Annotated in this window: 25 protein-coding genes; 14 read left to right on the top strand and 11 right to left on the bottom strand. The window is 73.3% G+C overall.

The window, feature by feature from the left end; translation table 11 throughout:
* The first annotated feature begins 31 nt into the window (after positions 1-31).
* On the top strand, positions 32-1054 hold the full coding sequence (holA, locus tag ACO4JP_RS06835) for a DNA polymerase III subunit delta (RefSeq protein WP_425956627.1): 1023 nt from the start codon (positions 32-34) through the stop codon (positions 1052-1054).
* 135 nt (positions 1055-1189) lie between these two features.
* Here the strand turns inward: holA and rpsT are convergent, their stop codons facing one another.
* From rpsT to ACO4JP_RS06860, 5 genes are all read right to left on the bottom strand, one after another.
* Positions 1190-1450: a 30S ribosomal protein S20 gene (rpsT, locus tag ACO4JP_RS06840; RefSeq protein WP_425956628.1), complete on the bottom strand. Its 261-nt coding sequence runs from the start codon at positions 1448-1450 to the stop codon at positions 1190-1192.
* A gap of 190 nt (positions 1451-1640) precedes the next feature.
* Positions 1641-2201, bottom strand: a complete 561-nt coding sequence (locus ACO4JP_RS06845; protein WP_425956629.1) for a type II toxin-antitoxin system PemK/MazF family toxin — start codon at positions 2199-2201, stop codon at positions 1641-1643.
* Between the two features lie 131 nt (positions 2202-2332).
* On the bottom strand, positions 2333-2455 hold the full coding sequence (locus ACO4JP_RS06850; RefSeq protein ID WP_425956630.1) for a hypothetical protein: 123 nt from the start codon (positions 2453-2455) through the stop codon (positions 2333-2335).
* 193 nt (positions 2456-2648) lie between these two features.
* The gene (locus ACO4JP_RS06855) at positions 2649-3191 is read right to left on the bottom strand and encodes a CGNR zinc finger domain-containing protein (RefSeq protein ID WP_425956631.1); all 543 of its coding nucleotides are present in this window, start codon (positions 3189-3191) and stop codon (positions 2649-2651) included.
* Positions 3192-3477: 286 nt separating this feature from the next.
* Positions 3478-4233 (bottom strand): maleylpyruvate isomerase N-terminal domain-containing protein, encoded by a 756-nt coding sequence (locus ACO4JP_RS06860; protein WP_425956632.1) that lies wholly within the window; start codon positions 4231-4233, stop codon positions 3478-3480.
* Between the two features lie 87 nt (positions 4234-4320).
* Here ACO4JP_RS06860 and ACO4JP_RS06865 point away from each other — a divergent pair, with 87 nt between their 5' ends.
* The 4 genes from ACO4JP_RS06865 (at position 4321) to hemW (ending at position 9080) form a co-directional block, all read left to right on the top strand.
* A complete protein-coding gene (locus ACO4JP_RS06865; RefSeq protein ID WP_425956633.1) occupies positions 4321-5697 on the top strand; it encodes a ferredoxin reductase family protein in 1377 nt (458 codons plus the stop codon).
* Positions 5694-5843 (top strand): hypothetical protein, encoded by a 150-nt coding sequence (locus tag ACO4JP_RS06870; RefSeq protein ID WP_425956634.1) that lies wholly within the window; start codon positions 5694-5696, stop codon positions 5841-5843. Before ACO4JP_RS06865 ends, ACO4JP_RS06870 begins: the two co-directional genes overlap by 4 nt.
* An 88-nt stretch (positions 5844-5931) precedes the next feature.
* Positions 5932-7806 carry a translation elongation factor 4 gene (gene lepA, locus ACO4JP_RS06875; RefSeq protein ID WP_425956635.1) on the top strand — a complete coding sequence of 625 codons (1875 nt, stop codon included), beginning with the start codon at positions 5932-5934 and terminating at the stop codon, positions 7804-7806.
* A 14-nt stretch (positions 7807-7820) separates the two neighbouring features.
* Positions 7821-9080, top strand: a complete 1260-nt coding sequence (gene hemW / locus ACO4JP_RS06880; RefSeq protein ID WP_425956636.1) for a radical SAM family heme chaperone HemW — start codon at positions 7821-7823, stop codon at positions 9078-9080.
* A 163-nt stretch (positions 9081-9243) separates the two neighbouring features.
* Here hemW and ACO4JP_RS06885 read toward each other — a convergent pair whose 3' ends face one another.
* Entirely contained in the window at positions 9244-9627 is a 384-nt protein-coding gene (locus ACO4JP_RS06885) for a DUF4870 domain-containing protein (RefSeq protein WP_425956637.1), read from the bottom strand.
* A 92-nt stretch (positions 9628-9719) separates the two neighbouring features.
* On the opposite strand from ACO4JP_RS06885, the gene ACO4JP_RS06890 reads away from it, so the two are divergent.
* Positions 9720-10727: a hypothetical protein gene (locus ACO4JP_RS06890; protein WP_425956638.1), complete on the top strand. Its 1008-nt coding sequence runs from the start codon at positions 9720-9722 to the stop codon at positions 10725-10727.
* Positions 10728-10734: 7 nt separating this feature from the next.
* On the opposite strand, the gene ACO4JP_RS06895 is transcribed toward ACO4JP_RS06890, so the two are convergent.
* The 5 genes from ACO4JP_RS06895 to ACO4JP_RS06915 all read right to left on the bottom strand — a co-directional run bounded on the left by ACO4JP_RS06895 (position 10735) and on the right by ACO4JP_RS06915 (position 15351).
* The gene (locus ACO4JP_RS06895) at positions 10735-13527 is read right to left on the bottom strand and encodes an ATP-binding protein (protein ID WP_425956639.1); all 2793 of its coding nucleotides are present in this window, start codon (positions 13525-13527) and stop codon (positions 10735-10737) included.
* Between the two features lie 47 nt (positions 13528-13574).
* Complete coding sequence (locus tag ACO4JP_RS06900; RefSeq protein ID WP_425956640.1) at positions 13575-13796, bottom strand: hypothetical protein; 222 nt, start codon at positions 13794-13796, stop codon at positions 13575-13577.
* A 126-nt stretch (positions 13797-13922) separates the two neighbouring features.
* Positions 13923-14768: a DUF3097 domain-containing protein gene (locus ACO4JP_RS06905; protein ID WP_425956641.1), complete on the bottom strand. Its 846-nt coding sequence runs from the start codon at positions 14766-14768 to the stop codon at positions 13923-13925.
* A gap of 22 nt (positions 14769-14790) precedes the next feature.
* Positions 14791-14943: a hypothetical protein gene (locus ACO4JP_RS06910; RefSeq protein WP_425956642.1), complete on the bottom strand. Its 153-nt coding sequence runs from the start codon at positions 14941-14943 to the stop codon at positions 14791-14793.
* A 189-nt stretch (positions 14944-15132) separates the two neighbouring features.
* Positions 15133-15351, bottom strand: a complete 219-nt coding sequence (locus tag ACO4JP_RS06915; RefSeq protein WP_425956643.1) for a hypothetical protein — start codon at positions 15349-15351, stop codon at positions 15133-15135.
* A 202-nt stretch (positions 15352-15553) separates the two neighbouring features.
* Here ACO4JP_RS06915 and hrcA point away from each other — a divergent pair, with 202 nt between their 5' ends.
* The 8 genes from hrcA to era all read left to right on the top strand — a co-directional run bounded on the left by hrcA (position 15554) and on the right by era (position 23169).
* On the top strand, positions 15554-16603 hold the full coding sequence (hrcA, locus tag ACO4JP_RS06920; protein ID WP_425956644.1) for a heat-inducible transcriptional repressor HrcA: 1050 nt from the start codon (positions 15554-15556) through the stop codon (positions 16601-16603).
* Positions 16604-16642: 39 nt separating this feature from the next.
* The gene (dnaJ, locus tag ACO4JP_RS06925) at positions 16643-17767 is read left to right on the top strand and encodes a molecular chaperone DnaJ (RefSeq protein ID WP_425956645.1); all 1125 of its coding nucleotides are present in this window, start codon (positions 16643-16645) and stop codon (positions 17765-17767) included.
* A 13-nt stretch (positions 17768-17780) separates the two neighbouring features.
* Positions 17781-18560, top strand: coding sequence for a 16S rRNA (uracil(1498)-N(3))-methyltransferase (locus tag ACO4JP_RS06930; RefSeq protein ID WP_425956646.1), 780 nt, complete (start codon positions 17781-17783; stop codon positions 18558-18560).
* Positions 18561-18569: 9 nt separating this feature from the next.
* Positions 18570-18923: an HIT domain-containing protein gene (locus ACO4JP_RS06935; RefSeq protein ID WP_425956647.1), complete on the top strand. Its 354-nt coding sequence runs from the start codon at positions 18570-18572 to the stop codon at positions 18921-18923.
* A gap of 451 nt (positions 18924-19374) precedes the next feature.
* Positions 19375-20400: a PhoH family protein gene (locus ACO4JP_RS06940; RefSeq protein ID WP_425956648.1), complete on the top strand. Its 1026-nt coding sequence runs from the start codon at positions 19375-19377 to the stop codon at positions 20398-20400.
* A gap of 6 nt (positions 20401-20406) precedes the next feature.
* Complete coding sequence (gene ybeY / locus ACO4JP_RS06945; protein ID WP_425956649.1) at positions 20407-20868, top strand: rRNA maturation RNase YbeY; 462 nt, start codon at positions 20407-20409, stop codon at positions 20866-20868.
* A 7-nt stretch (positions 20869-20875) separates the two neighbouring features.
* Positions 20876-22216 carry a hemolysin family protein gene (locus ACO4JP_RS06950; RefSeq protein WP_425956650.1) on the top strand — a complete coding sequence of 447 codons (1341 nt, stop codon included), beginning with the start codon at positions 20876-20878 and terminating at the stop codon, positions 22214-22216.
* Entirely contained in the window at positions 22213-23169 is a 957-nt protein-coding gene (era, locus tag ACO4JP_RS06955) for a GTPase Era (RefSeq protein WP_425956651.1), read from the top strand. The genes ACO4JP_RS06950 and era overlap by 4 nt, the downstream gene beginning before the upstream one ends.
* Positions 23170-23296 lie beyond the last annotated feature (127 nt).

Consider the following 23296-nt stretch of genomic DNA (forward strand, 5'->3'; position numbering starts at 1 on the left):
CGGCGTCGGCGACCCGTGGCAGAGTGGGCGCGTGCCTCCCGCCTCCCGCGCCCGCGCCCGCCCGCCCGCCGGCAACGTCCGCTCGTGGGACGAGCCCACGCTCGCGCCCGTCGTGCTGGTGCGCGGGCCGGAGGAGCTGTTGCGCGAGCGAGCCGTCGACGGGTTGGTCGCCCTCGCGCGCGAGCGCGACCCGGAGACGGAGAAGGTCGAGCTCGACGGCGGCGTCTACGGCGGCGGCCAGCTCCAGGTCGCGGCGAGCCCGTCGCTGTTCGGCGAGGCCAAGATCGTGGTGGTCACGGCGGCCGACGCGGGCACGGACGAGCTGTACGCCGACGTGCTCGACCACGTGGCGAGCCCAGATCCGGAGACGATCGTCGTCGTCGTGCACGGCAGCGGGCAGCGCGGCAAGAAGATGCTCGACGCGATCGTCGGGTCGGGGGCACCCGTGCTGCAGTGCGACGCGATCACGCGCGACGCGGACAAGGCCGAGTTCGTCGCGCGCGAGCTGCGGGCCGCCCGCCGCCGTGCGGAGCCCGAGGCGGTGCGGGCCCTCATCGACGCGCTCGGCGCCGACCTGCGCGAGCTCGCGTCCGCCGTCTCCCAGCTCCTCTCCGACACCGCGGGCACCATCACGGCGGGCGTCGTCGACCGCTACTACGGGGGCCGGGTCGAGGCCACCGGGTTCAAGGTGGCGGACGCCGCCGTCGCCGGGGATGCGGGCGGGGCCGTCGCGCTCCTGCGGCACGCCCTCGCGACCGGCGCAGACCCGGTGCCGCTCGTCGCGGCCCTGGCGCTGCGGCTTCGCACTCTCGCCAAGGTGGCCGCCGTGCGCGGCGGCGCCGTCACGGCCCGCGAGCTGGGGCTGCAGGACTGGCAGGTGCGCAACGCGCAGAAGGACCTGCGGCGCTGGACGCCCGAGGGGCTCGCCGCGGCGATCACCGCCGTCGCGCAGGCGGACGCGGACGTCAAGGGCGCCGGCCGTGACCCGGTCTACGCGGTGGAGACGGCGGTCCTGGCGATCGCCCGCGCGGTCGGCACCCCGGATCGCCGCTGACCGCACGGCCGCACACGCCGCGGTCGAGCACGACTCCGCTTCGTTGCCTTGGGGGGACGGCGAAGGGCGCCGCCCCCCGTGGTGGGGGAGCGGCGCCCTGAACGCTGTGGGCCTTTGCGGGCCGTCAGGCCAGGCTCAGAGAGCGTTGACCAGCTTCGCGACGGCCGACTTGCGGTTCGCGGCCTGGTTCGCGTGGATGACGCCCTTCGAGACAGCCTTGTCGAGCTTGCGCGACGCGGCGGCGACGGCGGCGTTCGCGGCCTCCTTGTCACCGGCGGCGACGGCCTCGCGCACGCGGCGCACGTACGTCTTCAGCTCCGACTTGACGGCCTTGTTGCGCAGACGAGCCTTCTCGTTCGTCTTGATGCGCTTGATCTGGGACTTGATGTTTGCCACTGGTGGACTTCCTGGTGTGTTCGCCTGCCGGCGAGCGGATAGGTCGTAGAGGGCGGCCACAGCTCCGGGACTGGGGGTGGGGAACCCTTGGAGAGGAGCTGCAGCGGTGCCCGCCGACCTGGGCGGACACGCAGCCACCAAGAGTAACAGAGGACCCGCGCGGCTTCGACCTGCTCAGCCGCCCGCACGGTCAGGCGCGCGCCTTCGCCATCGCCCGCACGACCTGCCGGAACAGCGCCTTCGGCATGACGGCACCCTCGCGTCGAACGCCGTCGGGTGCGACGCGGATCACGCGGTTGAGGCGGATCTCGCTGGGCCGCCCCTGCCGGTCCCAGGGCCCCGAGCCGATGTCCATCCAGACCCGCCCGGCCCGCGCCTCCTGGGCGGCGTCGCGGTCGTGGTCCTTGCTGGTGAGCTGCAGTGCGAGCAGCCACCCGCCGTCGTGCCCGACGAGCAGCACCGGCCTGTCCTTGCCCCGGGCGTGGTCCTCCTCGTAGGGGATCCAGGTCCAGACGATCTCGCCGGGGTCGGGGGAGCCGTCCGGGTTGGGCGCGTACTCGGCGCGCACCGTGCCGCGGAAGTCGCCCGGGTAGCCGCCCGACGGCGTCCGCGCGCCGGCGCTCGCTCCACCGCCCGGCGTGCGCGTCCCGCCGCCCGACGTGCGCGTCCTGGCGCCCGACGTGCGCGTCCCGCCGCCCGACAGGACCGCGCGCGCGGCGCCCACCAGCCGGTTCACCCATCGACTCGTCATCGCGTCAGCCTACGGGCGACGACGCGTCCCCGACGAGGCCGCGACGAGCGCGCCCGACCGCCCCGAGGCCGCGCACGACGAGGGCCCACCGGAGATCCCGGCGGGCCCTCGCCAACCTCGGGCTGACAAGGTCAGCCGTCGACCTCGGCGCTGGGCACGTAGCCACCCGGCACGTCCTGCGGCACGTAGACCTGGTCGTCACCCGGGTAAGGCTCGGTCCAGTGGTGCGACGGGTACCAGGTGTACCGGTTCATCAGCTCCGGGCCGGCGTAGTCCGGAACGGCCTTCTCGCCCGTATGTCCGGCATCGGTTGCCGTGGGCAAGTCACACATCGGGACATGGACTTGCCGGGACCGCACAGGGAACTCTCGATGAACACGGCACGTCAGGTCGCAGACCCTCCGCGCCACCGGGGTGCCGGCTGGACGAAACCTGGCCGGGCAGGGATCAGCGGTGGCTGCGCGCCTCGGCCCGCCGGGCGACGTACCGCCGCATCTTCTCCTCCTTGCCGCAGTCCTCCATCGAGCACCAGCGGCGGCTGTGGTTCTTGGTCGTGTCCAGGAAGAGGAAGCCGCAGGACGGGCACGCCTTGAGCCGGTCGACGGGTCCTTCGCGCAGGAGGTCCACGGCCGCGAGGGCGAGGCGGTCGACGACAGAGGTGGGCTCCGCGGCGTCGTGCTCCCACACGAGCCGGCGATCCTCGATCACCGGACGGGACCGGGTGATGGCGTCCGTGCATGCCGCCTGTAGCGTCGCGAGCGCCTCCGCCGGCGCCGTCCGGCCTCCGAGCATCGCCTCGATGACGGCACGCAGCGCCGTCCGCAGCCGTGCGGCCGGCGCGGTCACCGCTCGTGCGTCGCGAGGAGCTGCGCCGGGAACGGGCACGCCGATGTGCTCGCACCACGCGAGGAACTCCGTCGCGTTGCGGAGCACGTCGGTCGACCGGTCGCCCTGGGCGTCGACGTCGGTGTTGACCAGGTCGAGCGCCACATGTCCCCCGACCGCGCGAGGACAGCGTTCCTCGGGGCGCGGTGTCGAATCTGTGACCACCTAAAGCATTGTAGTCGGTCACACCTTGGGGTTACCATCAAAAGTGAGATAGACGGAAACACACGGCATCAGAGGTGATGGCGATGAACGACCTCGGTCTCGCAGCGGCGATGATGGCTCGACGTCGCGCCGGCGACGACAGCCGGTACGACGGGTGGGCGGGACTCAGCGCCCTTCCCTCGGCGCCGGTGGTGCGGCAGCGGCCACGGAGACGACCGTGGCGCCCTCAGGGCGTGACGCCCGCGGCGAGCGCCGCGTCCAGCGCACCCGCGTCGCCGTCGACGACGACACCGGCCGCTGCCGGAGTGACGCGACCCCAGAGCACGAGGTCGAGGCTTCGGGCCTCGCCCGTGGCAGTCGCGACGGGGGCGTCGGCGGCCGAGCGGTCGTCCTCGTGCCCGCCCAGCACCCACGACGCCCCGGTGACGGCGTCGCGCAGCTCGACGAGCCGGCCCAGCGGCGCGATCCGCCCGAGCCGCACCTGCCGCGGCTCGAACATCGTCACCACCTCGTCGACGCCGTCGACCCAGAGCCCCGGATCGAGATCGACGACGCCGTCGAGCACGTCCGGCGTCCAGGCGCCGGAGCGGGCCGCAGCGAGGTCGCCGAGGTGGACCAGCGTCTCGTGGACCTGGCGGCGGTACCAGAACGACGCGGTCCCGGGGCCCACGAGGGTGCGCGCGGCACCGTCGGGGCCGGCAGCGGCGAGCGTGGCCCGCAGGGCGTCGGCGTGCTCGGTGTACAGCGCGGCAAGCGCAGCCGCGTCGAGCCCGGGGTCGGCCGCGAGCTCGTCGCTGCGCGAGGAGTCGCCGAGGGCCATCCCCGCGGCCCAGTAGTGCACACCGGCGAGGTGCAGCACGAGCTCGCGCACCCGCCAGCCACCCAGGCCGGGCACGGTGGCCTCGAGGTCGGTGTCTTCGGTGAGGCGACCGAAGACGGTCTGCAGGCGGGCGAGCTGCTCGAGGTACGCGGTGGGCGTCATGCCGCGCAGGCTAGCGGCCCTGACCCGTCTCGCATCCTGACATTCGGAACTGTCCGGGCATCCTGGCGGCTGCTACGTTCATCGCCGATGACCACGACGGCCCAGCTCCGGCATGCCCCTGTCGCCCGGAGACGCCGGTTCCGGCGGCCCAGCCCGGGGGCGTTCGGCAGGGCGCTCGTGAGGTCGAGCGTCCCGCTCGGCGCGGCAGCCGTCGTGGCATTCTGGTTCCAGGGCGCGCGGCCGCAGGCGACACCGGCCGTGCTCTTCGCCGATGCGGGCGAGCTCTGCGGCCTGCTGGCCTCGTATCTCGTGTGCGTCCTCCTCGTGCTGGTCTCGCGGGCACCGTGGACCGAGCGGGTGTTCGGCCTGGACCACCTGGTCGGCTGGCACCGCAGCCTGGGCACCACGGTGATCCTGCTCGTGAGCACCCATGTGGTCCTCGCCTCGATCGGCGGCACGTTCCGCGACTCGCGACCGCTGTGGGCAGAGGTCCCGCACATGCTGGTGACGGTGCCGGACCTCGTCGAGGCGTGGGTGGGCGTCGGGCTGTTCCTCGTCGCCGGCGCCGCGAGCTCGCGGGCGGCCCGCCGGTTCCTGCGCTACGAGGTGTGGTGGGGGCTGCACCTGACCCTCTACGCCGGGATCTACCTGGGCTTCTGGCACCAGCTCACGGCCGGGTACCACTTCGTCCCCGATGCGCTCGCGCGCGTCGCGATCATCCTGCTGTACTCCGCGGCCGGTGCCGCAGTGTTCACCTGGCGGATCGTCCGGCCCCTGTGGCGCCTCCGGCGGCACGTCTTCCAGATCGAGCGCGTCATCTCAGAGACGCCGCGGACGACGAGCGTGTGGCTCGTCGGCGACCACGTCGAGGAGCTGGGAGTGCGCGCGGGCCAGTTCTTCCTGGTCAAGTTCCTCACGTTCGGCCACCTCGTCACCGCCCACCCGTACTCGGTCTCCGGGGTGACGGACAACGGGCGGATCCGGTTCACGATCGGCCACCTCGGCAACCACTCGTCCGCGGTCAAGCGGTTGCGCGTGGGCACGCACGTGCTGCTGGAGGGCCCTTTCGGCCGGTTCACGTCCGACCGCACCCGCAGCGAGCGTGTCCTGCTCATCGCGGGCGGCGCCGGCGTCGGGCCGATCCGCGCGCTCGCGGAGGAGCTGGACAGCGACGGGCGCGACGTCGTCGTGCTCCACCGGGCGAGCACCGCCGACGAGCTGGCGCTCGGCGAGGAGTTCGGCGGGGCCCTCGGCGACCGGTACATCCCGCTCGTCGGGCGCCGCAAGGAGCTCGGGTACGACCCGCTGGGCCACCGCAACGTGCTGCGGCTGGTGCCCGACATCGGCACGCGCGAGGTCTTCCTCTGCGGGCCGCCCGGCCTCACCGGCACGGTGGTGCGCACGTGCCGCCGGCTGCGGATCCCGCCGGAGTCCGTCCACTACGAGGAGCTGAGCTTTTCATGACGTCACGCTGGCGCGGGACGCGCATCTTCCTCGTGAGCCTGCTGGTCATCGCGGGGCTCGCGTTCGGCAAGTACGAGCTGTCGACCGACCCGAGCGCGCCGTCGCACGCGATGGACTGGGTGGCAGCGCACGTCCCGAGCCCTTAGCCGGCCGACCGAGCCCCCGGGCCGCCACCGCGTGAAAGAATGTCTGGGCACATCCCGCCGACAAGCCCATCTCAGAAGCGAGTACGCGTTGCCCATCCCCGGACCTGCGCTCCGTGCGCGCATCGAGCCCAACGCCACCGCGCCCGAGCTGATCCGTAACTTCTGCATCATCGCGCACATCGACCACGGCAAGTCCACGCTGGCCGATCGCATGCTGCAGCTCACGGGCGTCGTCGACGCGCGGGCGATGCGCGCCCAGTACCTCGACCGTATGGACATCGAGCGCGAGCGCGGCATCACGATCAAGTCGCAGGCCGTGCGCATGCCGTGGCAGATGGGCGAGACCCCGTACGCGCTGAACATGATCGACACGCCCGGCCACGTCGACTTCACGTACGAGGTGTCGCGAAGCCTCGCCGCGTGCGAGGGCGCCGTGCTCCTGGTCGACGCCGCGCAGGGCATCGAGGCCCAGACCCTCGCCAACCTGTACCTGGCGATGGAGAACGACCTCGAGATCATCCCGGTGCTCAACAAGATCGACCTGCCGGCGGCGCAGCCGGAGAAGTACGCCGAGGAGATCGGCGGCCTGGTGGGCGTCGACCCCGCGGACGTGATGCGCGTGAGCGGCAAGACGGGCGAGGGCGTCGAGGCCCTGCTCGACCGCATCGTGGAGCGCATCCCGTCGCCCGTCGGCAACCCCGACGCCGCGGCCCGCGCCATGATCTTCGACTCGGTGTACGACATCTACCGCGGCGTCGTCACGTACGTGCGCGTCGTCGACGGCAGCCTCAACCCGCGCGAGCGCATCTCGATGATGTCGACGGGCGCGACGCACGAGCTCCTCGAGATCGGCGTCATCTCGCCCGAGCCGATCCCCACCAAGGGCATCGGCGTCGGCGAGGTGGGCTACCTCATTACAGGTGTGAAGGACGTGCGCCAGTCCAAGGTCGGCGACACCGTCACCACGCAGGTCAAGCCGGCCACCGAGGCGCTCGGCGGATACGACGACCCCAAGCCCATGGTGTTCTCGGGCCTGTACCCGATCGACGGCAGCGACTACCCGGTGCTGCGCGAGGCGCTCGACAAGCTCAAGCTCAACGACGCCGCGCTCAACTACGAGCCGGAGACGTCGGTCGCCCTGGGCTTCGGCTTCCGCGTGGGCTTCCTGGGCCTGCTCCACCTGGAGATCGTGCGCGAGCGCCTCGAGCGCGAGTTCAACCTCGACCTCATCTCGACGGCGCCCAACGTCATCTACGACGTCGACCTCGAGGACCGCACGACGGTCGTCGTGACGAACCCGAGCGAGTTCCCGGGCGGCAAGATCCGCGAGGTGCGCGAGCCCGTCGTGCGCGCGACGATCCTCACCCCGAGCGAGTTCGTGGGCACCGTCATGGGCCTGTGCACGGACCGCCGCGGCACCATGCTGGGGATGGACTACCTGTCCGAGGACCGCGTCGAGCTGCGCTACACGCTGCCGCTCGCCGAGATCGTGTTCGACTTCTTCGACCAGCTCAAGTCCCGCACGCGCGGATACGCGTCGCTCGACTACGAGCCGACGGGCGACCAGGCTGCCGACCTGGTCAAGGTCGACATCCTGCTGCAGGGCGACAAGGTCGACGCGTTCTCCGCCATCGTGCACAAGGACAAGGCCTACGACTACGGCGTGCAGATGACGGCGAAGCTCAAGGAGCTGATCCCGCGCCAGCAGTTCGAGGTGCCGATCCAGGCCGCCGTCGGCGCGCGCGTCATCGCCCGCGAGACCATCCGCGCCATCCGCAAGGACGTGCTCGCCAAGTGCTACGGCGGCGACATCTCGCGCAAGCGCAAGCTGCTCGAGAAGCAGAAGGAGGGCAAGAAGCGCATGAAGACCATCGGGTCCGTCGAGGTCCCGAAGGACGCCTTCATCGCCGCCCTCTCGAGCGACGCGGGCGGCGCCAAGGACGGCAAGCCGGGGAAGAAGTAGCAGGGGGTCGACAGATGCCTCAGCTTCCCGAGGGCGTGCCCCTGCCCGACGACGGCGCGCTGCCCGCGTGGGTCGCAGGCGCCGCCCCGCGCGCCGGCGCGTTCGGCGTCTACGTCCACGTCCCGTTCTGCTCGGTGCGCTGCGGCTACTGCGACTTCAACACGTACACCGCGTCCGAGCTCGGCGGCGGAGCCTCCCAGCACAGCTACGCGACGACGGCGCTGAGCGAGGTGGCGCTCGCGGAGCGGGTGCTCGCGCGTGCCGGCGTGGGCGGGCGCCCTGTCTCGACCGTGTTCTTCGGCGGCGGCACGCCCACGATGCTCCCGGCGTCGGACCTGGTGCGGATCCTGGGCGGCGTCCGCGACGGGTGGGGGCTGGCCGACGACGCCGAGGTGACCACCGAGGCCAACCCGGACTCGGTGACGCCCGCGTCCCTGCAGGAGCTGGCCGACGGCGGGTTCACGCGCGTCTCGTTCGGCATGCAGTCGGCGGTTCCCTCGGTGCTGGCCACCCTCGACCGCACGCACGACCCGCGGCGGATCCCCGACGTCGTGCGCTGGGCCCGCGACGCCGGGCTCGACGTGAGCCTCGACCTCATCTACGGCACGCCGGGTGAGACGCTCCACGACTGGCGGACGTCGCTCGAGGCGGCGATCGCCACGGGCGTCGAGCACGTCTCGGCCTACGCGCTGGTGGTCGAGCCCGGGACCAAGATGGGCGCCCAGGTGCGCCGGGGCATCCTCCCGCTGCCGGACGAGGACGACCAGGCCACCAAGTACGAGCTGGCCGACGCACTGCTGACGGCCGCGGGCCTCGGCTGGTACGAGGTGAGCAACTGGTCCAAGCCCGGCCACGAGTGCCGGCACAACCTCGCCTACTGGCGTGGCGACGACTGGTGGGGCATCGGCCCGGGGGCGCACAGCTACATCGCGTCCGCTGGCCCCGAGCACGCCGGTCTGCGCTGGTGGAACGTCAAGCACCCCCGCCGCTACGCCGCACTCCTCGAGGACGGTCGCACCCCGGGCGCCGCCCGCGAGCTCCTCACGCGGGCCGACGGCGAGCTCGAGCGCGTCATGCTCGGCATCCGCCTGCGCGAGGGCTTGCCCCTCGACGCGCTGACGGCCCCGGGCCGCAGCGCCGTCGCCGGCCTGGTAGCCCAGGGCCTGCTGGACGGCCGCGCCGCGCTCGGCGCAGACGGCGAGCCCCGCCGCGCCTTGCTGACGCTGCGGGGCCGCCTGCTGGCGGACGCGGTGGTCCGCGACCTCACCGACTGACGAGGCTCCCGGTGCTGGCGAGGATCGCCTGCGCGGTGAGCGCCGGGCCGTCGTGCGGAGGTAGCGGTCGGCGGTCTGGAACGACCAGTCCATGAAATAGCCCGTCATGGACGGCAGGCCGAGCTCGGCGGCGGCCGCGGACGCGACGCGCTGGCCTCGAGACTCAGCGGACGAGGCGGATCGCGATCGGGTAGCGGTAGGGCACGCCGCGGGATGCGGCCATCGCGCCCTGGATGCCGAAGACGATCGACAGGATCAGGGCCGCCAGCAGGATGAACGCCCCGATGATCGCAAAGAGCGTGACCACCCCTACGACGTAGGCGATCAGCAGAGTGATCTGGAAGTTCACCGCCTCCTTCGCCTGGTCGTCGACGAACCAGCTGCGATGCCGGTACATCAGCCAGATCACGAGCGGGGCGATCGACGCCAGGAGCCCGAAGGTGCACAGGGCGAGCACGATCGGCGCAAGGTGCGCGGCCATCGCCCAGTTGCGGGCCTCGTGCTCCGGCAGCGGCGGCGGGGTGTAGTAATAGCGGGGGTCGCTCACGGACCAACGCTAGAGCCCGTTGGCGCCCCGTGTCTGCACCGATGTCGCGCCCAGCGGTCGCGGTGCAGCCTTGCACGGGGAACGCTGGTCGCATGAGCGACCCCTACGGCCCTACCCCGCCGACCGACCCGGACGAGCCGGAGCGACCCGTGCCGCCTCCGGGGGAGCCGACGCCGCCGCCCCCCGGACAGCCGACGCCGCCGCCGTACGGCCAGCCGACGCCGCCGCCCTATGGTCAGCCGGCACCCCCGCCGCCGTACGGCCAGCCGACGCCGCCGCCCTACGGCCAGCCCGCGCAGCCGCCGTACGGCCAGCCGACCCAGCCGACCCAGCCGCCGCAGTACCCCCAGTACGGCCAGCCAGGCCCGTACGGCGGCATGCCGACGGCGCCGCCTCCCGCAACCCCGTACGGCGCCGCCGGCTACGGTCCGCAGCTCCGCGTGGGTGACGCGCTGCGCTTCGCCTGGGCCAAGTTCACGCAGAACTGGCTGCCGTGGGTGCTGTTCGCGCTGCTGCTCGGTGTGGTGAGCATCGTCTTCAGCGGGAACCGGTTCAACGACACGTGGCGCGGCCTCCAGGACGCGGTCGACGGGCGGCCGATGGCGCGCATCGGCGCCGGGTTCGGCTTCACGGTGCTCGCGCTCATCGGCTATCTGATCAGCGCCGCGCTGCAGGCGCTCGCCGTGCACGCCGCGCTGAGCGAGGCCGACGGCGCCCGGCCGTCGTTCGGCGCCTTCTTCCGCGCGCGGAACCTGTGGCCCGCGATCGGCACGGCGGTGCTGGTGTCGATCGGCGCGTCGATCGCCGCCATCGTGACGTTCTTCCTGATCGGCCTGGGCGGCCTGGCGTTCATCATCTTCACGGTGTTCGCCGTGCCGCTCGTGCTCGACCACGGCCGCCCTGCGTTCACCGCGATCGGCGACAGCTTCCGGCTGGTCGGCAAGAACTTCGGCCCCGTGTTCCTGCTGCTGCTCGCGCTGCTGGGCATCAACATCCTCGGCTTGATCCCGATCGGGCTCGGCCTGCTCATCACGGTGCCGCTGTCGATCCTGGCCGTCGCCTACGCGTTCCGCCGCATCACCGGCGGCACCATCATCTAACGGGCCGTCACAGCACCTCGCGGGCCCGCACCGCGGCCTCGGTGCGGCTCGCGACGCCGAGCTTGCGCAGGATTGCCGACACGTGCACCGACGCCGTCTTGACGCTGATGAAGAGCTGGTCGGCGATCTGCCCGTTGGTCAGCCCCTCGGCGACCAGGGCCAGGACCTGGGCCTCGCGGGCGGTGAGCTGCCGGGACGCGGCGGTGCCGCCCGGCGCCAGCCCGGCGCGCGCGAGGAGCGCCCGTGCGCGCCCGGCGACCAGCCCGGAGCCGATCCGGTCGGCCTCGGCCACGGCCGCCTCGAGCCGCTCGCGCGCCCCCGCACGGTCGCCGGCGTCGACGAGCCGCTCGCCGTCGCGCCAGAGCGCGTACGGGCGCAGGTGCGCGGGCCCGTGGGCGTCCACCACGGCCTGCCAGGGCCCCTCGCCGAGCTCGGCGGCGAACAGCGCCGACCACACCGGGTACAGCGGCCAGTCCTCGGTCCCGGCGAACGCGGCCCGGTACCGGACGACGTCGACGTCGTACCCGGCTTCGCGCGCTGCGGCGAGCACGCGCCCGGCGACGCCGAGCAGCTGGAGCCGGTACGACGGGCTCGGCGCGTCGGGCCCGACGGCGAGCGCGACGAGCGACAGCGCGTCGGCGATGTCGCCGCGCTCGAGCGCGAGCTCGGCCAGCGTCGTGGTCGCCTTGGTCGCGATCTGTTCCTCGTTGTGCCCGTGCCGCAGCCACAGCGCCCGGCGGGCGGCCCCCGTCGCCTGGGCCTGCTCGGTGCGGCCCTGCCAGAGCATGAGCCACGCCCAGTTCATCTGGAGGTAGACGGCGAAGGTGCTCGGTGCGACGGCGGGCACCGCCTGCTCGTACCAGCCGGCGGCCGTGCTCCACTCGCCCAGCCCGAGCCAGGCCTCGGCGACGTTGCCCTCGAGCATCGCGCGCGACGCCCACCCCGCGCCGACCTGAGCCGCGACCCGGGCGCCCGCGCCCGCCAGCTCCTTGCCGCGCGCATAGTCGCCAGTCATGATCGCCTTGTCGGACGCGTTCGTGTAGTAGCGGTTCAGCGTCCCCCAGTCGTCCCCGGCGAGGTCCCGCGCCCGCTCCAGGTCGCTCTCGCCGCCGCGGTGGTCGCCCAGGTTGTGTCGCGCCGTACCGCGGATGTTCGCCGCGACCGACGCAGCGAGATCGTCGCCGGCGGCCAGTGCTAGCTCGAGCGCGGCGCTCGCGGCAGAGACCGCGTCCTGCGACCGGCCCGCGAGCATCTCGCTGCGTGCCTGCGCCCCCAGCAGATCGGCGCGCGTCGCCAGGTCGTCCGCCGGGGCGACGGCGAGGGCGCGCTCCAGCAGGGCGGGGCCGTCGTCGGACGCCGCCTGGCTGGCCGTGCGCGCCGCCTCGCCAAGGGCGCGCGCCAGGCCGGACGGGTCGTCCGGGGGCCACTCGACGAGCGCCTGCCGGCACAGGGCGAAGGCGCGGTCGAGCTGCGTCGCGTTGCGGAGCGTTCCCGCGACCTGCACGAGGAGCTCGTGGTGTGTCACGCCTACGACGCCCTCGGGGTCGGGCACGCTCTCCCAGAGCTCGAGGGCGCGCTTACCGAGCGCGACGGCCGTCGACGTCGCGCCGTCGCGGGCGGCCTGGTGACCCGCGACGGCTGCGGCGAGCGCGCGGTCGAGCACACGGGCGCGGAACCAGTGGTCGGCCACCTCGGCAAGGGTCGTGATGGTGGGCCGCTCCGCCTCGAGCGCCTGCGCGTACGCCGTGTGCAGGCGCCGGCGCTCGCCGGGCAGCAGCTCGGCGTCCACGGCCTCGCGCATCAGGGCGTGGCGGAACGCGTACCCGTCGTCGTCGACCACCAGGACGAGCGCGTCGATCGCCTCACGCGCGGCGGCCTCGGCGTCGGCGAGCGCCTGCTCACCGAGCGCGGAGACCAGCAGCGTGTGCGGCGCGGTGTGGCCCGCTGCGGCGACGGCGCGGCACAGCTCCTGCGCCTGCGGGCCGAGGCGGACGTAGCGCAGCAGCAGCAGGTCGCGCAGCGAGTCGGGCAGCTCGGTGCCGAGGAACCCGACGAGCTCTTCGACGAAGAACGGGACGCCCTCGCTGCGCCCCACGAGATCCTCGAGGGCCGGCCCCGCCGCGACGTCGTCGCGCAAGGCGTGCGCGAGCGTGCGCACCTGCGTGCCGTCGAGCCGCTCGACGACGACCCGTTCGGCGACACGCGCCCGCTCGAGCTCCGCGAGCACGGGCCGCAGCGGGTGCTGCCGCCCGACGTCGTCGCTGCGCACGGTGGCGAGCACCAGCAGGCGCGGCCCGCCGGCCGTGCGCGCGAGCCGCGCGAGCAGCGCGCGGGTGGAGTCGTCGGACCAGTGCAGGTCCTCCAGCACCACCACGACGAGACCGTCGGCGGCGAGGCCGGTGAGCATGCGAGCCACGACCTCGGGCACGAGCCCGTCCTCGGCACCGCGCGCGCCCGGCGCGCCGAGCATCGGGGACAGGACGCCGAGCACCTCGGCGCCCGGCCCGGCGAGCTCGAGCGTGCCCTCGACCCCGACGGTGTCGACGACGCCGTCGAGCAGGCCGGCGAGGGCCGCGAACGGGACCGGTCCGGTGCCGGAGTCGGCGCACTGGCCGCGGACCGCGACGCTGCCGGGTGTGAGGCCCGCGACCAGCTCGTCGACGAGACGCGTCTTGCCGATGCCGGCCTCGCCCGTGACGAGCACCGTGCGGGGCCGGCCGTCGAGCGCGTCCTTCAGGGCTGCGGTGAGCACGGCCTGTTCGGCCGACCGGCCCACGAGGGGAGCCTTCGGGTGCGCCATACCCCCATCGTGCCCGACGGGCACGATGGGGGCGGGCACGGCGACCGTCACGCGAGACGCACGGGGCGCCGCGGCGTGCGGAAGAGGTCCGCGAACCGGCGGCGCGGGCGCGACGCAGGGCGCGACGCGGGCTTCGCCGGGTCCACGCGGGCGGCGGCAAGGCGCTTCCGCTCCGCGGTGATCTCGCGGGCCATACGAACCTGCTCGAGGTGGCGGGTGAACTCCTCCTCCTCCGCTCGCTGGAGGAGGGCGACGGCCAGCGCGTCCATGGTGGTGCTCCGTTTCCTGCTGCGGTGACTGATGAGTTCAGCCTCGCGCGTGAGGTACCCCCGGCGGATCGGGCAAGTGCCCTATCTTCGGAGGTCGGAGGGACCAAGAACCGAGGTGAGGCCGCCTCAGGCGGTCACGAAGTCGATGAGCTCCTCGACCCGGCCCAGCAGGGCAGGATCGAGGTCCCGGTAGTCCCGGACCGACCGCAGGATGCGCTGCCACGCGCGTGCGACGTCCTCCTGGGAGCCGGCGGGCCAGCCGAGCGAGCGCAGGATGCCGCGCTTCCACTCGGTGCCGCGCTCGATCACCGGCCAGGCCGAGAGCCCGAGCCGCTCTGCCCGCACCGCCTGCCAGACGTCGACGTAGGGGTGGCCGAGCACCAGCACGGTGCCGGCCGGGACGGTGCGCAGGGCCTCGTCGGCCAGACGCCGCTCCTTGGACCCCGGCACCAGGTGGTCCACGAGCACGCCGACGCGCCGGTCCGGCGTCGGGCGGAAGTCGGCGAGCGCTGCGGCGAGGTTGTCGACGCCGTCGAGCAGCTCGACGACGACGCCCTCGACGCGCAGGTCGTCGCCCCAGACCTTCTCGACGAGCTCGGCGTCGTGCTTGCCCTCGACCCAGATGCGCGACCCGCGCGCGACGCGGGAGCGGTGCCCGTGGACCGCCACCGAGCCCGACGCCGTCCGGGTGGGCGGCGCCGGGGCTCGGGAGGTCACGGGCGGGGTGAGCACGACGGGCTTGCCGTCGACCCAGAAGCCGGGGCCGAGGGGGAACGAGCGGGTGCGCCCGGCCCGGTCCTCGAGCACCACCAGGTGGATGCCGCCCGACTTCTCGACGTGGACGACGGCGCCGACCCAGCCGGTCTGCACCTCCTCGACGACGAGCCCGCGCTCGGCGGCACGGGGCTGTGACGTCGCACGAGCCGGTTGCGTGGGCGAGGCGAGGGCGTCGGGGCCGTAGCGGTCGTGCACGCCCGTGACTGTAGGTGCGCGCTCAGCGCGCCCGGCGGAGCGCCACGCCGAACCGGCGGTGCCGGTGCAGGTGCTGCTGTGCCGGCCGCTCGGCGGCCTGACGGCGGTGCTCGGCCGCGGCGGCCAGCTGCGCCTCCGTGGCGTGCAAGGTGGTGACGTACGACTGCGGGTCCATCAAGGGTGTTCCTTTGCTCCCGGGTGGGCGGGGTGTGCCCACCGTGCTTTCCGGCGCTCCGCGGTGGCGTCTCGCCGTGCCGGCGGCCTCGCGCCGGCAGTCACATCTTGCCGTGGCGCGAGGCCGTTTGGGGGATGTGCATCCGGCCAGGTCACCCGGCGTGTCGGGCTGCGTGCCAGCGGCCTCGGGTCAGGCCAGGCGCACGGGGCGCCGCGGCGTGTGGAAGTAGTCGGTGAGCCGACGGCGCGGGCTCGACGCCGGGTGCGGCGCCGGGCCGGGCGCGTCGACGGAGGCTGCGAGCCGCGCCCGCTCCTCGCGGAGCGCGCGGCCCAGGCGAACCTGGGCGAGGTGACGCTCGAGCTGCTCCTGCTCGGTCTGGTGGACGGCGTAGAAGGCGATCGAGTCCATGATCCTGATCCGTTCTCTCGTGGCGACAAGTTGAGCGTCGTCCCTGAGGTAGCGGCGGTGCATCGGACGGGTGCCGTATCTTCGCGGCGGGCGACACCTACACCGAGGCCAGGACCGCCTGAGTGATACGCCGGCGCCGTAGGATGGCACTCGGACCGGGAGAGTGCCAGGACCGGAGTGGCCGTTGACGAGGGGAGGGCCCGTGACCGAGGACCGTCGGCTCGAGGTGCTGCGCGCCATCGTCGAGGACTACGTCGCCACGCAGGAGCCCGTCGGCTCGCGCGTGCTCACCGAGCGGCACCGGCTGGGCGTCTCACCTGCGACGATCCGCAACGACATGGCCGCCCTCGAGGAGGCCGGGTACATCGCCCAGCCGCACACGTCGGCCGGCCGCATCCCCACCGACAAGGGCTACCGCCTGTTCGTGGACCGCCTCGCCGAGGTGCGTCCGCTGTCGAGCCCGCAGAAGCGCGCGATCGAGACCTTCCTGTCCCAGGGTGTCGACCTCGACGACGTCATGAGCCGCGCCGGGCGCCTCATCGCCCAGCTCACGGGCCAGGTGGCCGTGGTGCAGTACCCGTCGCTGCGGCGATCGGGGCTGCGCCACCTCGAGCTGGTGCCGGTGGGCGCCGACCGCCTCCTCGTCGTCGTCATCACCGACACCGGGCGGGTGGAGCAGCGGTTCCTCGAGGTGCCGGCGGCCACCGCCGAGGCGCCCGAGGTCGACGACGCCGTCCTCGCCGAGCTGCGCGCACGCCTCAACGCCGCAGCCACGGGCAAGCGCCTGGCCGATCTCGGCGAGGCGTTCGCGCAGGTGGCGGCCCAGATCGCGCCCACGCTCGGGCCGCTGGCCCGCCTCGTGGCCGTGACCGTCGTCGACACTCTCGGCGAGGAGAACGAGGAGCGCATCGTGCTGGCTGGCACCGCGAACCTCGCCCGTGCGGGCATGCGGTTCGAGCAGGGCCTGAGCCCGGTCCTCGAGGCGCTCGAGGAGCAGGTGGTGCTCCTGGGCCTGCTCACCGAGATGGCCCTGGAGCCGGGGGGCCCGGTGGCCGTCCGCATCGGGCACGAGAACGGGCTCGAGGGTCTCACCGAGGCGTCCGTCGTCTCCTCGGGCTACGGTCCGTCGTCGGAGGACGGCGACGCGATCGCGATCCTCGGCTCGATCGGCCCGACCCGCATGGACTACCCGGGCACGATGGCGGCGGTCCGCGCGGTCGCCCGATACCTGTCCCGCGTCCTACCGTCCTGAAAGACGTCCTGACCGCTTCCCCTGGAACCTGAGAGAGCTGTGGCCGACTACTACGAGATTCTCGGCGTCGAGCGCGACGCCACGCCCGAGCAGATCAAGAAGGCGTACCGCCGCCTCGCCCGCGAGCTGCACCCGGATGTCGCCGGGGAGGCAGGCGAGGAGAAGTTCAAGGACGTCGCGCGCGCCTACGAGGTGCTGTCGAGCCCCGAGAAGCGCCAGCAGTACGACCTGGGCGTCGACCCGACCGCCCCGGGCGGCGGCGCCGGCGGCGGGTTCGGCGCCGGCTTCGGGTTCCAGGACATCTTCGAGACGTTCTTCGGCGGCGGCCAGGCCGCGCAGGGCCCGATCCCGCGCGCCCGCCGCGGCCAGGACGCCCTGGTGCGGATGGGCGTCGAGCTCGCCGAGGCGATCTTCGGCGCCAAGCGCGAGCTGCAGGTCGACACCGCCGTCGCGTGCTCGACGTGCGGCGGCAACGGCGCCCGCCCGGGCACGTCGCTGCGCACGTGCGAGGTCTGCGCCGGCCGGGGCCACGTGCAGCGCGTCGCGCGCTCGTTCCTCGGGCAGGTCATGACGACGGCGCCCTGCACCGCCTGCGGCGGGTACGGCACCGTCATCCCCGAGCCGTGCACCGACTGCGCCGGCGAGGGCCGCGTGCGCTCGCGCCGCACGCTGACGGTCAACGTCCCGGCCGGCGTCGACACCGGCACGCGGATCAAGCTCACCGCGCAGGGCGAGGTCGGCCCTGGCGGCGGCCCCGCCGGTGACCTGTACGTCGAGATCCGCGAGAAGCCGCACGACGTCTTCGTGCGCCGCGGCGACGACCTGCACTGCACGCTGCCCGTGCCCATGACGGCGGCCGCGCTCGGCACGGTGCTCGAGCTCGACACGCTCGACGGCGCCCAGGAGATCGACCTCCGGTCCGGCACGCAGCCCGGCCAGGTGGTCACGCTCAAGGGACTCGGCGTCGGGCACCTGCACACCGGCGGCCGCGGCGACCTGCACGTGCACGTCGAGGTCGAGGTGCCCACCGCGCTCGACGACGAGCAGGCGGAGCTGCTGCGCACGCTCGCGACGCTGCGCGGCGAGGAGCGGCCCGAGCCGCGCCTGGCCTCCGCCCACCCCGGCATGTTCGGCCGGCTGCGCGACAAGCTCAGCGGCCGATGAGCGTGTCGCGGTCGTGAGCGCCCCGGTCTTCCTCGCCGACGGCACCTCGCTCGCCACGCTCGCGCCCGGCGGCACGTACGTGCTCGACGGCGCCGAGGGGCGCCACGCCGCGGTCGTTCAGCGCAAGCGCGTCGGCGAGCGCATCGACGTCGTCGACGGCCGCGGGGCCCGGCTGCGGTGCGTCGTGGCCGCGGCCGAGGGATCCGAGGTGCGGCTGACCATCGAGGACGTCGTCGCCGAGCCCGCCCCCGACGTCGTGCTCACGCTCGTGCAGGCGCTCGCCAAGGGCGACCGCGACGAGCTCGCCGTCGAGGCCGCCGTCGAGACCGGCGCCGACGCCGTGCTGCCGTGGCAGGCCGAGCGGTCCGTCGTCGTCTGGCGCGGCGACCGTGCCGCCAAGTCCCGCGCCCGCTGGGTCGCGACCGTGCGTGCCGCCGTCAAGCAGGCCCGCCGCGCCTGGCTGCCGCCCGTCGGCGATGCCGTGACCACGCCCCAGCTCGCCGCGCGCGTGCGCGACGTCGTCGCCGCGGGCGGGGCGGCGTACGTGCTGCACGAGGAGGCGACGACGGTGCTCGGCGCCGCCCCGACGCCTCCTCCCGCGGGCGCCGGCGAGGACGCGCCGGAGCTGCTCGTCGTCGTCGGCCCCGAGGGCGGCATCGGCGACGCCGAGCTGCGCGCCCTCAGCGACGCCGGCGCCGTCGCCGTGCGCCTCGGCCCCCACGTGCTGCGCACCTCCACGGCCGGGCCCGTCGCCGTGGCGTTGCTCAGTGAACGCCTGGGCCGCTGGGCGTAGCCTGCCGCCATGACGAGCGACGCCGCTGCCGACTGCCTGTTCTGCAAGATCGTCGCCGGGCAGGTCCCGGCCGACGTCGTCGCGTCCTCCGAAAGAGTGATCGCCTTCCGCGACATCTCGCCGAAGGCGCCCGTGCACGTGCTCGTTGTCCCCAAGCAGCACCACGGCGACGTCGCCGTGCTCGCCGCGGCGGACCCCGCGCTGCTGGCGGAGGTGGTCGCGCTCGCGGACGAGGTCGCCACCGAGCACTCCGACGGGCAGTACCGGCTGATCTTCAACAGCGGCCCGCGAGCGGGGCAGAGCGTCTTCCACGTGCACGCGCACGTGCTCAGCGGGGCGCGGCTCGGGTGGACGCCGGCGTGAGCCGGCACCCGGTCGCTACTCCATCCTGACGGTTTCGGCGGGTGGGATGCGCGCCGGGACCTGCTCGAGGCGGTGCGGACCTTGCGCACTTGCCGCGAGACCACCCGCGAACGCTACCCGACCCCATTCTTAGTACCCGACTACAGGCCCGCTCATCTGTGGAACACGGGCGACCGGCTCCCGGCGTCGCGAGGGGCGTCGTCGGGTCGAGGGCTCACCGACGTCGAGCAGGCCGTTCTGAGAAGCATGCTGACGGGGGCCAAGGATGAGGTGACTGCGAAGCAGCTGGGAATCTCGCTGCGGTCCCTGCGCCGAGTCGTTGCAGGTCTCGTCGAGACAGCGGGCGCCCCGTCGCGGTTCGCGCTCTGTGCCCAGGCGGTGATGAGGGGCTGGCTCGGCCCGCCGCAATGACATCCTCCGACGGCGCTTCTCCGGATAGACTCGCAGGCACATGACTGCCACCGTCCCCACGCCCCCCGTCAACGACGGGCGCCCCAGCCAGCACCGCATCGTCGTGCCGCAGCACATCCCGATGGTCGCCCTGCTCGGCAGCCGCGACTCGGTGCTCCGCGCCGTCGAGGACGGGTTCCCCCGCGTGGACGTGCACGCGCGCGGCAACGAGATCGCGGTCTCCGGCCCCGCGGGCGACGTCGCGATCGTGTCGCGGCTGCTGGACGAGCTCATCGAGGTGGTCGAGGCCGGCACCGCCCTGACGCCCGACGTCGTGCGTCGCTCGGTGTCGATGCTGACGTCGGAGCAGACGCAGCGCCCCGCCGAGGTGCTCACCTTCAACATCCTGTCGAGCCGCGGGCGCACCATCCGCCCCAAGACGGTGGGGCAGAAGCACTACGTCGACGCCATCGACGCGAACACGATCACGTTCTGCATCGGCCCCGCGGGCACGGGCAAGACGTACCTGGCGATGGCCAAGGCCGTGCAGGCGCTGCAGTCGCACCAGGTCAACCGCATCATCCTGTCGCGCCCGGCCGTCGAGGCGGGGGAGCGGCTCGGGTTCCTGCCGGGCACCCTGTCGGAGAAGATCGACCCGTACCTGCGCCCGCTGTACGACGCGCTGCACGACATGGTGGACCCGGACTCGATCCCCAAGCTCATCGACGCCGGCACCATCGAGGTGGCGCCGCTGGCGTTCCTCCGGGGCAGGTCCCTGAACGACGCGTTCATCATCCTCGACGAGGCGCAGAACACGACGTCCGAGCAGATGAAGATGTTCCTCACCCGCCTGGGCTTCGGCTCCAGGATGGTCATCACCGGGGACGCCACCCAGATCGACCTTCCCGGCGGCACGCCGTCGGGCCTGCGGGTGGTCGAGGACGTGCTCATGGGGGTCGACGACGTCGAGTTCTGCAGCCTGACCTCAGCGGACGTCGTGCGCCACCGCCTGGTCGGCGACATCATCGACGCCTACGCTCGCTGGGAGCCGCGGGCGCGCGCCAACCAGCGGGGTTACCGGAAGTGAGCAACGTTGTCCATTGAAGTCAACAACGAGTCCGGGTACGAGGTCGACGGGCTCGACGAGGCCGAGTTCGCCGAGCTCGCGCGGTTCGTGCTCGACGCGATGCACGTGCACCCGCAGGCCGAGCTGTCGGTCCTGTTCGTCGACACGACGGTCATGACAGACCTGCACGTGCGCTGGATGGACGAGCCCGGCCCCACCGACGTGCTCAGCTTCCCGATGGACGAGCTGCGCCCCGGGCGCGAGGGTGACCTGACCCCGCCCGGCACCCTGGGCGACATCGTGCTGTGCCCCGAGGTCGCAGCGAAGCAGGCCGTCGTCGCGGGGCACTCCACGGTCGAGGAGATGCTGCTGCTCACGACGCACGGCATCCTCCACCTGCTCGGCTACGACCACGCGGAGCCGGAGGAGGAGAAGGAGATGTTCGGCCTGCAGCGCCGCCTCCTGCTCACGTTCCTCGCCGGACGGTGACGCGCCGGTGACCGGCGTCCTTGTCCTCGTTGCCGTCGCCGGCCTGGTGCTGGCGGGGCTGCTCTCCGCCGGCGAGGCCGCCGTCCTGCGTGTCACGCGCGCCTCTCTCGCCGACACCCTCGCCGAGGCCGAGCAGGGCGAGGGGCTGCAGGCCGAGGCCCGCGCCGACCGCGCCCGCGCCGCCCAGGCGCTCGTCGTCGACCCGACGTCCACGGTCGCGGCCGTCGCGACCGTGCGGGTCGCGGCCGAGCTCGTCGCGCTCGGCGCCGTCGCGCTGCTCCTCAAGGAGATCTTCGGCGCGGTGTGGGAGGTGCTGCTCGCCCTCCTGGTTCTCGGCCTGATCTCCGGGGTCGTCATGGCTCGGCTGAGCCCGCGGCAGGCCGGGTTCCGCCGCCCGCTGCGGGTCGTGCTCGCCCTGTCGGGGCTGCTCACCGCCGTCCGGCGCACCATGGGCTGGGCCGCCCGGCGCCCAGCGCGCGACCTGGAGGCGACCCCCACCGAGGAGGAGCTGCGCGACCTCGTCGACCGTGTCGGGGAGTCCGACGTCATCGAGGAGGACGAGCGCGAGCTCATCCGGAGCGTGTTCGAGCTGGGCGGCACCCTGACCCGTGAGGTGATGGTGCCCCGCACCGACATGGTCACCGTCGACGCCGGCACGTCGCTGCGCAAGGCGATGCGCCTGTTCCTGCGCTCGGGGTTCTCCCGCATGCCGGTGGTCGGCGAGTCCGTCGACGACCTGCTCGGCGTCGCCTACCTCAAGGACGTCGACCGCCTGCTCGACGCCGACCCCGGGGCCGCCAAACGGCCCGTGTCCGACGTCGCGCGGCCGCCGGTGTTCGTGCCCGAGTCCAAGCCCGTCGACGACCTGCTGCGCGAGATGCAGAAGGTCGCCACGCACATCGCCGTCGTCATCGATGAGTACGGCGGCGTCGCCGGGCTCGTGACCGTCGAGGACATCATCGAGGAGCTGGTCGGGGAGCTCGTCGACGAGCACGACCGCATCATCGAGGAGGAGCCCCAGGAGGTCGCCGACGGGGTGTTCCGCGTGCCCGCACGCCTGCCCGTCGACGAGCTGGGCGACTTCTTCGACCTGCGCTTCGACGACGACGACGTCGACACCGCCGGCGGCCTGCTCGCCAAGGCGATCGGCAAGGTGCCCCTCCCCGGGTCGCAGGCCGATGTCGGCGGGCTGCACCTCGAGGCCGAGCGGGTCGAGGGGCGGCGCAAGCAGGTGGCGACGATCCTCGTCAGCCGCGCGCACGCCGAGCCCGAGCCGGACGCCCCACGCAACGACCGCACGCCCGACAACCAGCACGACGCCGAGCACCAGAAGGATGGGACCCCATGACCAACACCGCGCCGAGCGAGCACCGCTCGGGCTTCGCCTGCCTGGTGGGCCGGCCCAACGCCGGCAAGTCCACGCTGACGAACGCCCTGGTGGGGGAGAAGGTCGCGATCATGTCCGCGCGGCCGCAGACGACGCGGCACACCATCCGCGGCATCGTGCACCGCCCCGACGCCCAGCTCGTGCTCGTCGACACACCAGGGCTGCACCGCCCGCGCACCCTGCTGGGCCAGCGCCTCAACGACCTGGTCAAGCAGACGCTCGGCGAGGTCGACGTCATCGCGTTCTGCCTGCCCGCGGACCAGAAGGTCGGGCCTGGTGACCGGTTCATCGCTGCGCAGCTCGCCCCGCTCATGACGGGGCGGCGCGCGGTGCCAGTCGTTGCCGTCGTCACGAAGTCGGACCTCGTGGACCGCGCCCGGCTCGCCGAGCACCTCGTCGCGGTGGACCAGCTCGCCAAGGAGGTCGACCGGGAGTGGGCCGACATCGTGCCCGTCTCCGCCAAGGGCGGGTTCCAGGTCTCCACCCTCGAGGACGTCCTGGTGTCGCACCTGCCCGAGGGGCCTGAGCTCTACCCCGGCGGCGAGCTCACGGACGAGCCCGAGCAGATCATGGTCGCCGAGCTCGTGCGCGAGGCCGCCCTCGAGGGCGTGCGCGACGAGCTGCCGCACTCGCTGGCCGTCGTCGTCGACGAGATCGTCGAGCGCGAGGGGTCCGGGGACCCCGAGAAGGGGCGGCCGCCGCTGCTCGACGTGCGCGTCAACCTCTACGTCGAGCGCGACTCGCAGAAGGCCATCGTCATCGGCCGGGGTGGGTCCCGGCTGCGCGAGGTGGGCACGCAGGCGCGGCAGGGGATCGAGAGGCTGCTCGGGGCGCGGGTCTACCTCGACCTGCACGTGAAGGTCGCGCGCGACTGGCAGCGTGACCCGAAGCAGCTTCGCAAGCTCGGGTTCTGACGCCACGTCGACGTAGGACGCATTCGCCCAGGAGGTCTCGCTCGTGTCGTCCCTGTCGATCCCACGAGGACTCCGGGTACTTCTTGCGGGGTTCGTGTGCGTCGCGATGCTCGCGGGCTGTGGTGAC

The sequence above is a fragment of the Xylanimonas sp. McL0601 genome, from assembly GCF_049852175.1.
Classification (GTDB): Bacteria; Actinomycetota; Actinomycetes; order Actinomycetales; family Cellulomonadaceae; genus Xylanimonas.

Coding starts and splice junctions, on each gene's coding strand:
- ACO4JP_RS06900 (WP_425956640.1), bottom strand. CDS start 13,796: ATGGACGCGCTGGCCGTCGCCCTCCTCCAGCGAGCGGAGGAGGAGGAG.
- ACO4JP_RS06890 (WP_425956638.1), top strand. CDS start 9,720: ATGAGCGACCCCTACGGCCCTACCCCGCCGACCGACCCGGACGAGCCG.
- ACO4JP_RS06895 (WP_425956639.1), bottom strand. CDS start 13,527: ATGGCGCACCCGAAGGCTCCCCTCGTGGGCCGGTCGGCCGAACAGGCC.
- ACO4JP_RS06845 (WP_425956629.1), bottom strand. CDS start 2,201: ATGACGAGTCGATGGGTGAACCGGCTGGTGGGCGCCGCGCGCGCGGTC.
- ACO4JP_RS06935 (WP_425956647.1), top strand. CDS start 18,570: ATGACGAGCGACGCCGCTGCCGACTGCCTGTTCTGCAAGATCGTCGCC.
- ACO4JP_RS06860 (WP_425956632.1), bottom strand. CDS start 4,233: ATGACGCCCACCGCGTACCTCGAGCAGCTCGCCCGCCTGCAGACCGTC.
- ACO4JP_RS06940 (WP_425956648.1), top strand. CDS start 19,375: ATGACTGCCACCGTCCCCACGCCCCCCGTCAACGACGGGCGCCCCAGC.
- ACO4JP_RS06915 (WP_425956643.1), bottom strand. CDS start 15,351: ATGGACTCGATCGCCTTCTACGCCGTCCACCAGACCGAGCAGGAGCAG.
- ACO4JP_RS06865 (WP_425956633.1), top strand. CDS start 4,321: ATGACCACGACGGCCCAGCTCCGGCATGCCCCTGTCGCCCGGAGACGC.
- ACO4JP_RS06910 (WP_425956642.1), bottom strand. CDS start 14,943: ATGGACCCGCAGTCGTACGTCACCACCTTGCACGCCACGGAGGCGCAG.
- hemW (WP_425956636.1), top strand. CDS start 7,821: ATGCCTCAGCTTCCCGAGGGCGTGCCCCTGCCCGACGACGGCGCGCTG.
- era (WP_425956651.1), top strand. CDS start 22,213: ATGACCAACACCGCGCCGAGCGAGCACCGCTCGGGCTTCGCCTGCCTG.
- ACO4JP_RS06870 (WP_425956634.1), top strand. CDS start 5,694: ATGACGTCACGCTGGCGCGGGACGCGCATCTTCCTCGTGAGCCTGCTG.
- ACO4JP_RS06850 (WP_425956630.1), bottom strand. CDS start 2,455: ATGAACCGGTACACCTGGTACCCGTCGCACCACTGGACCGAGCCTTAC.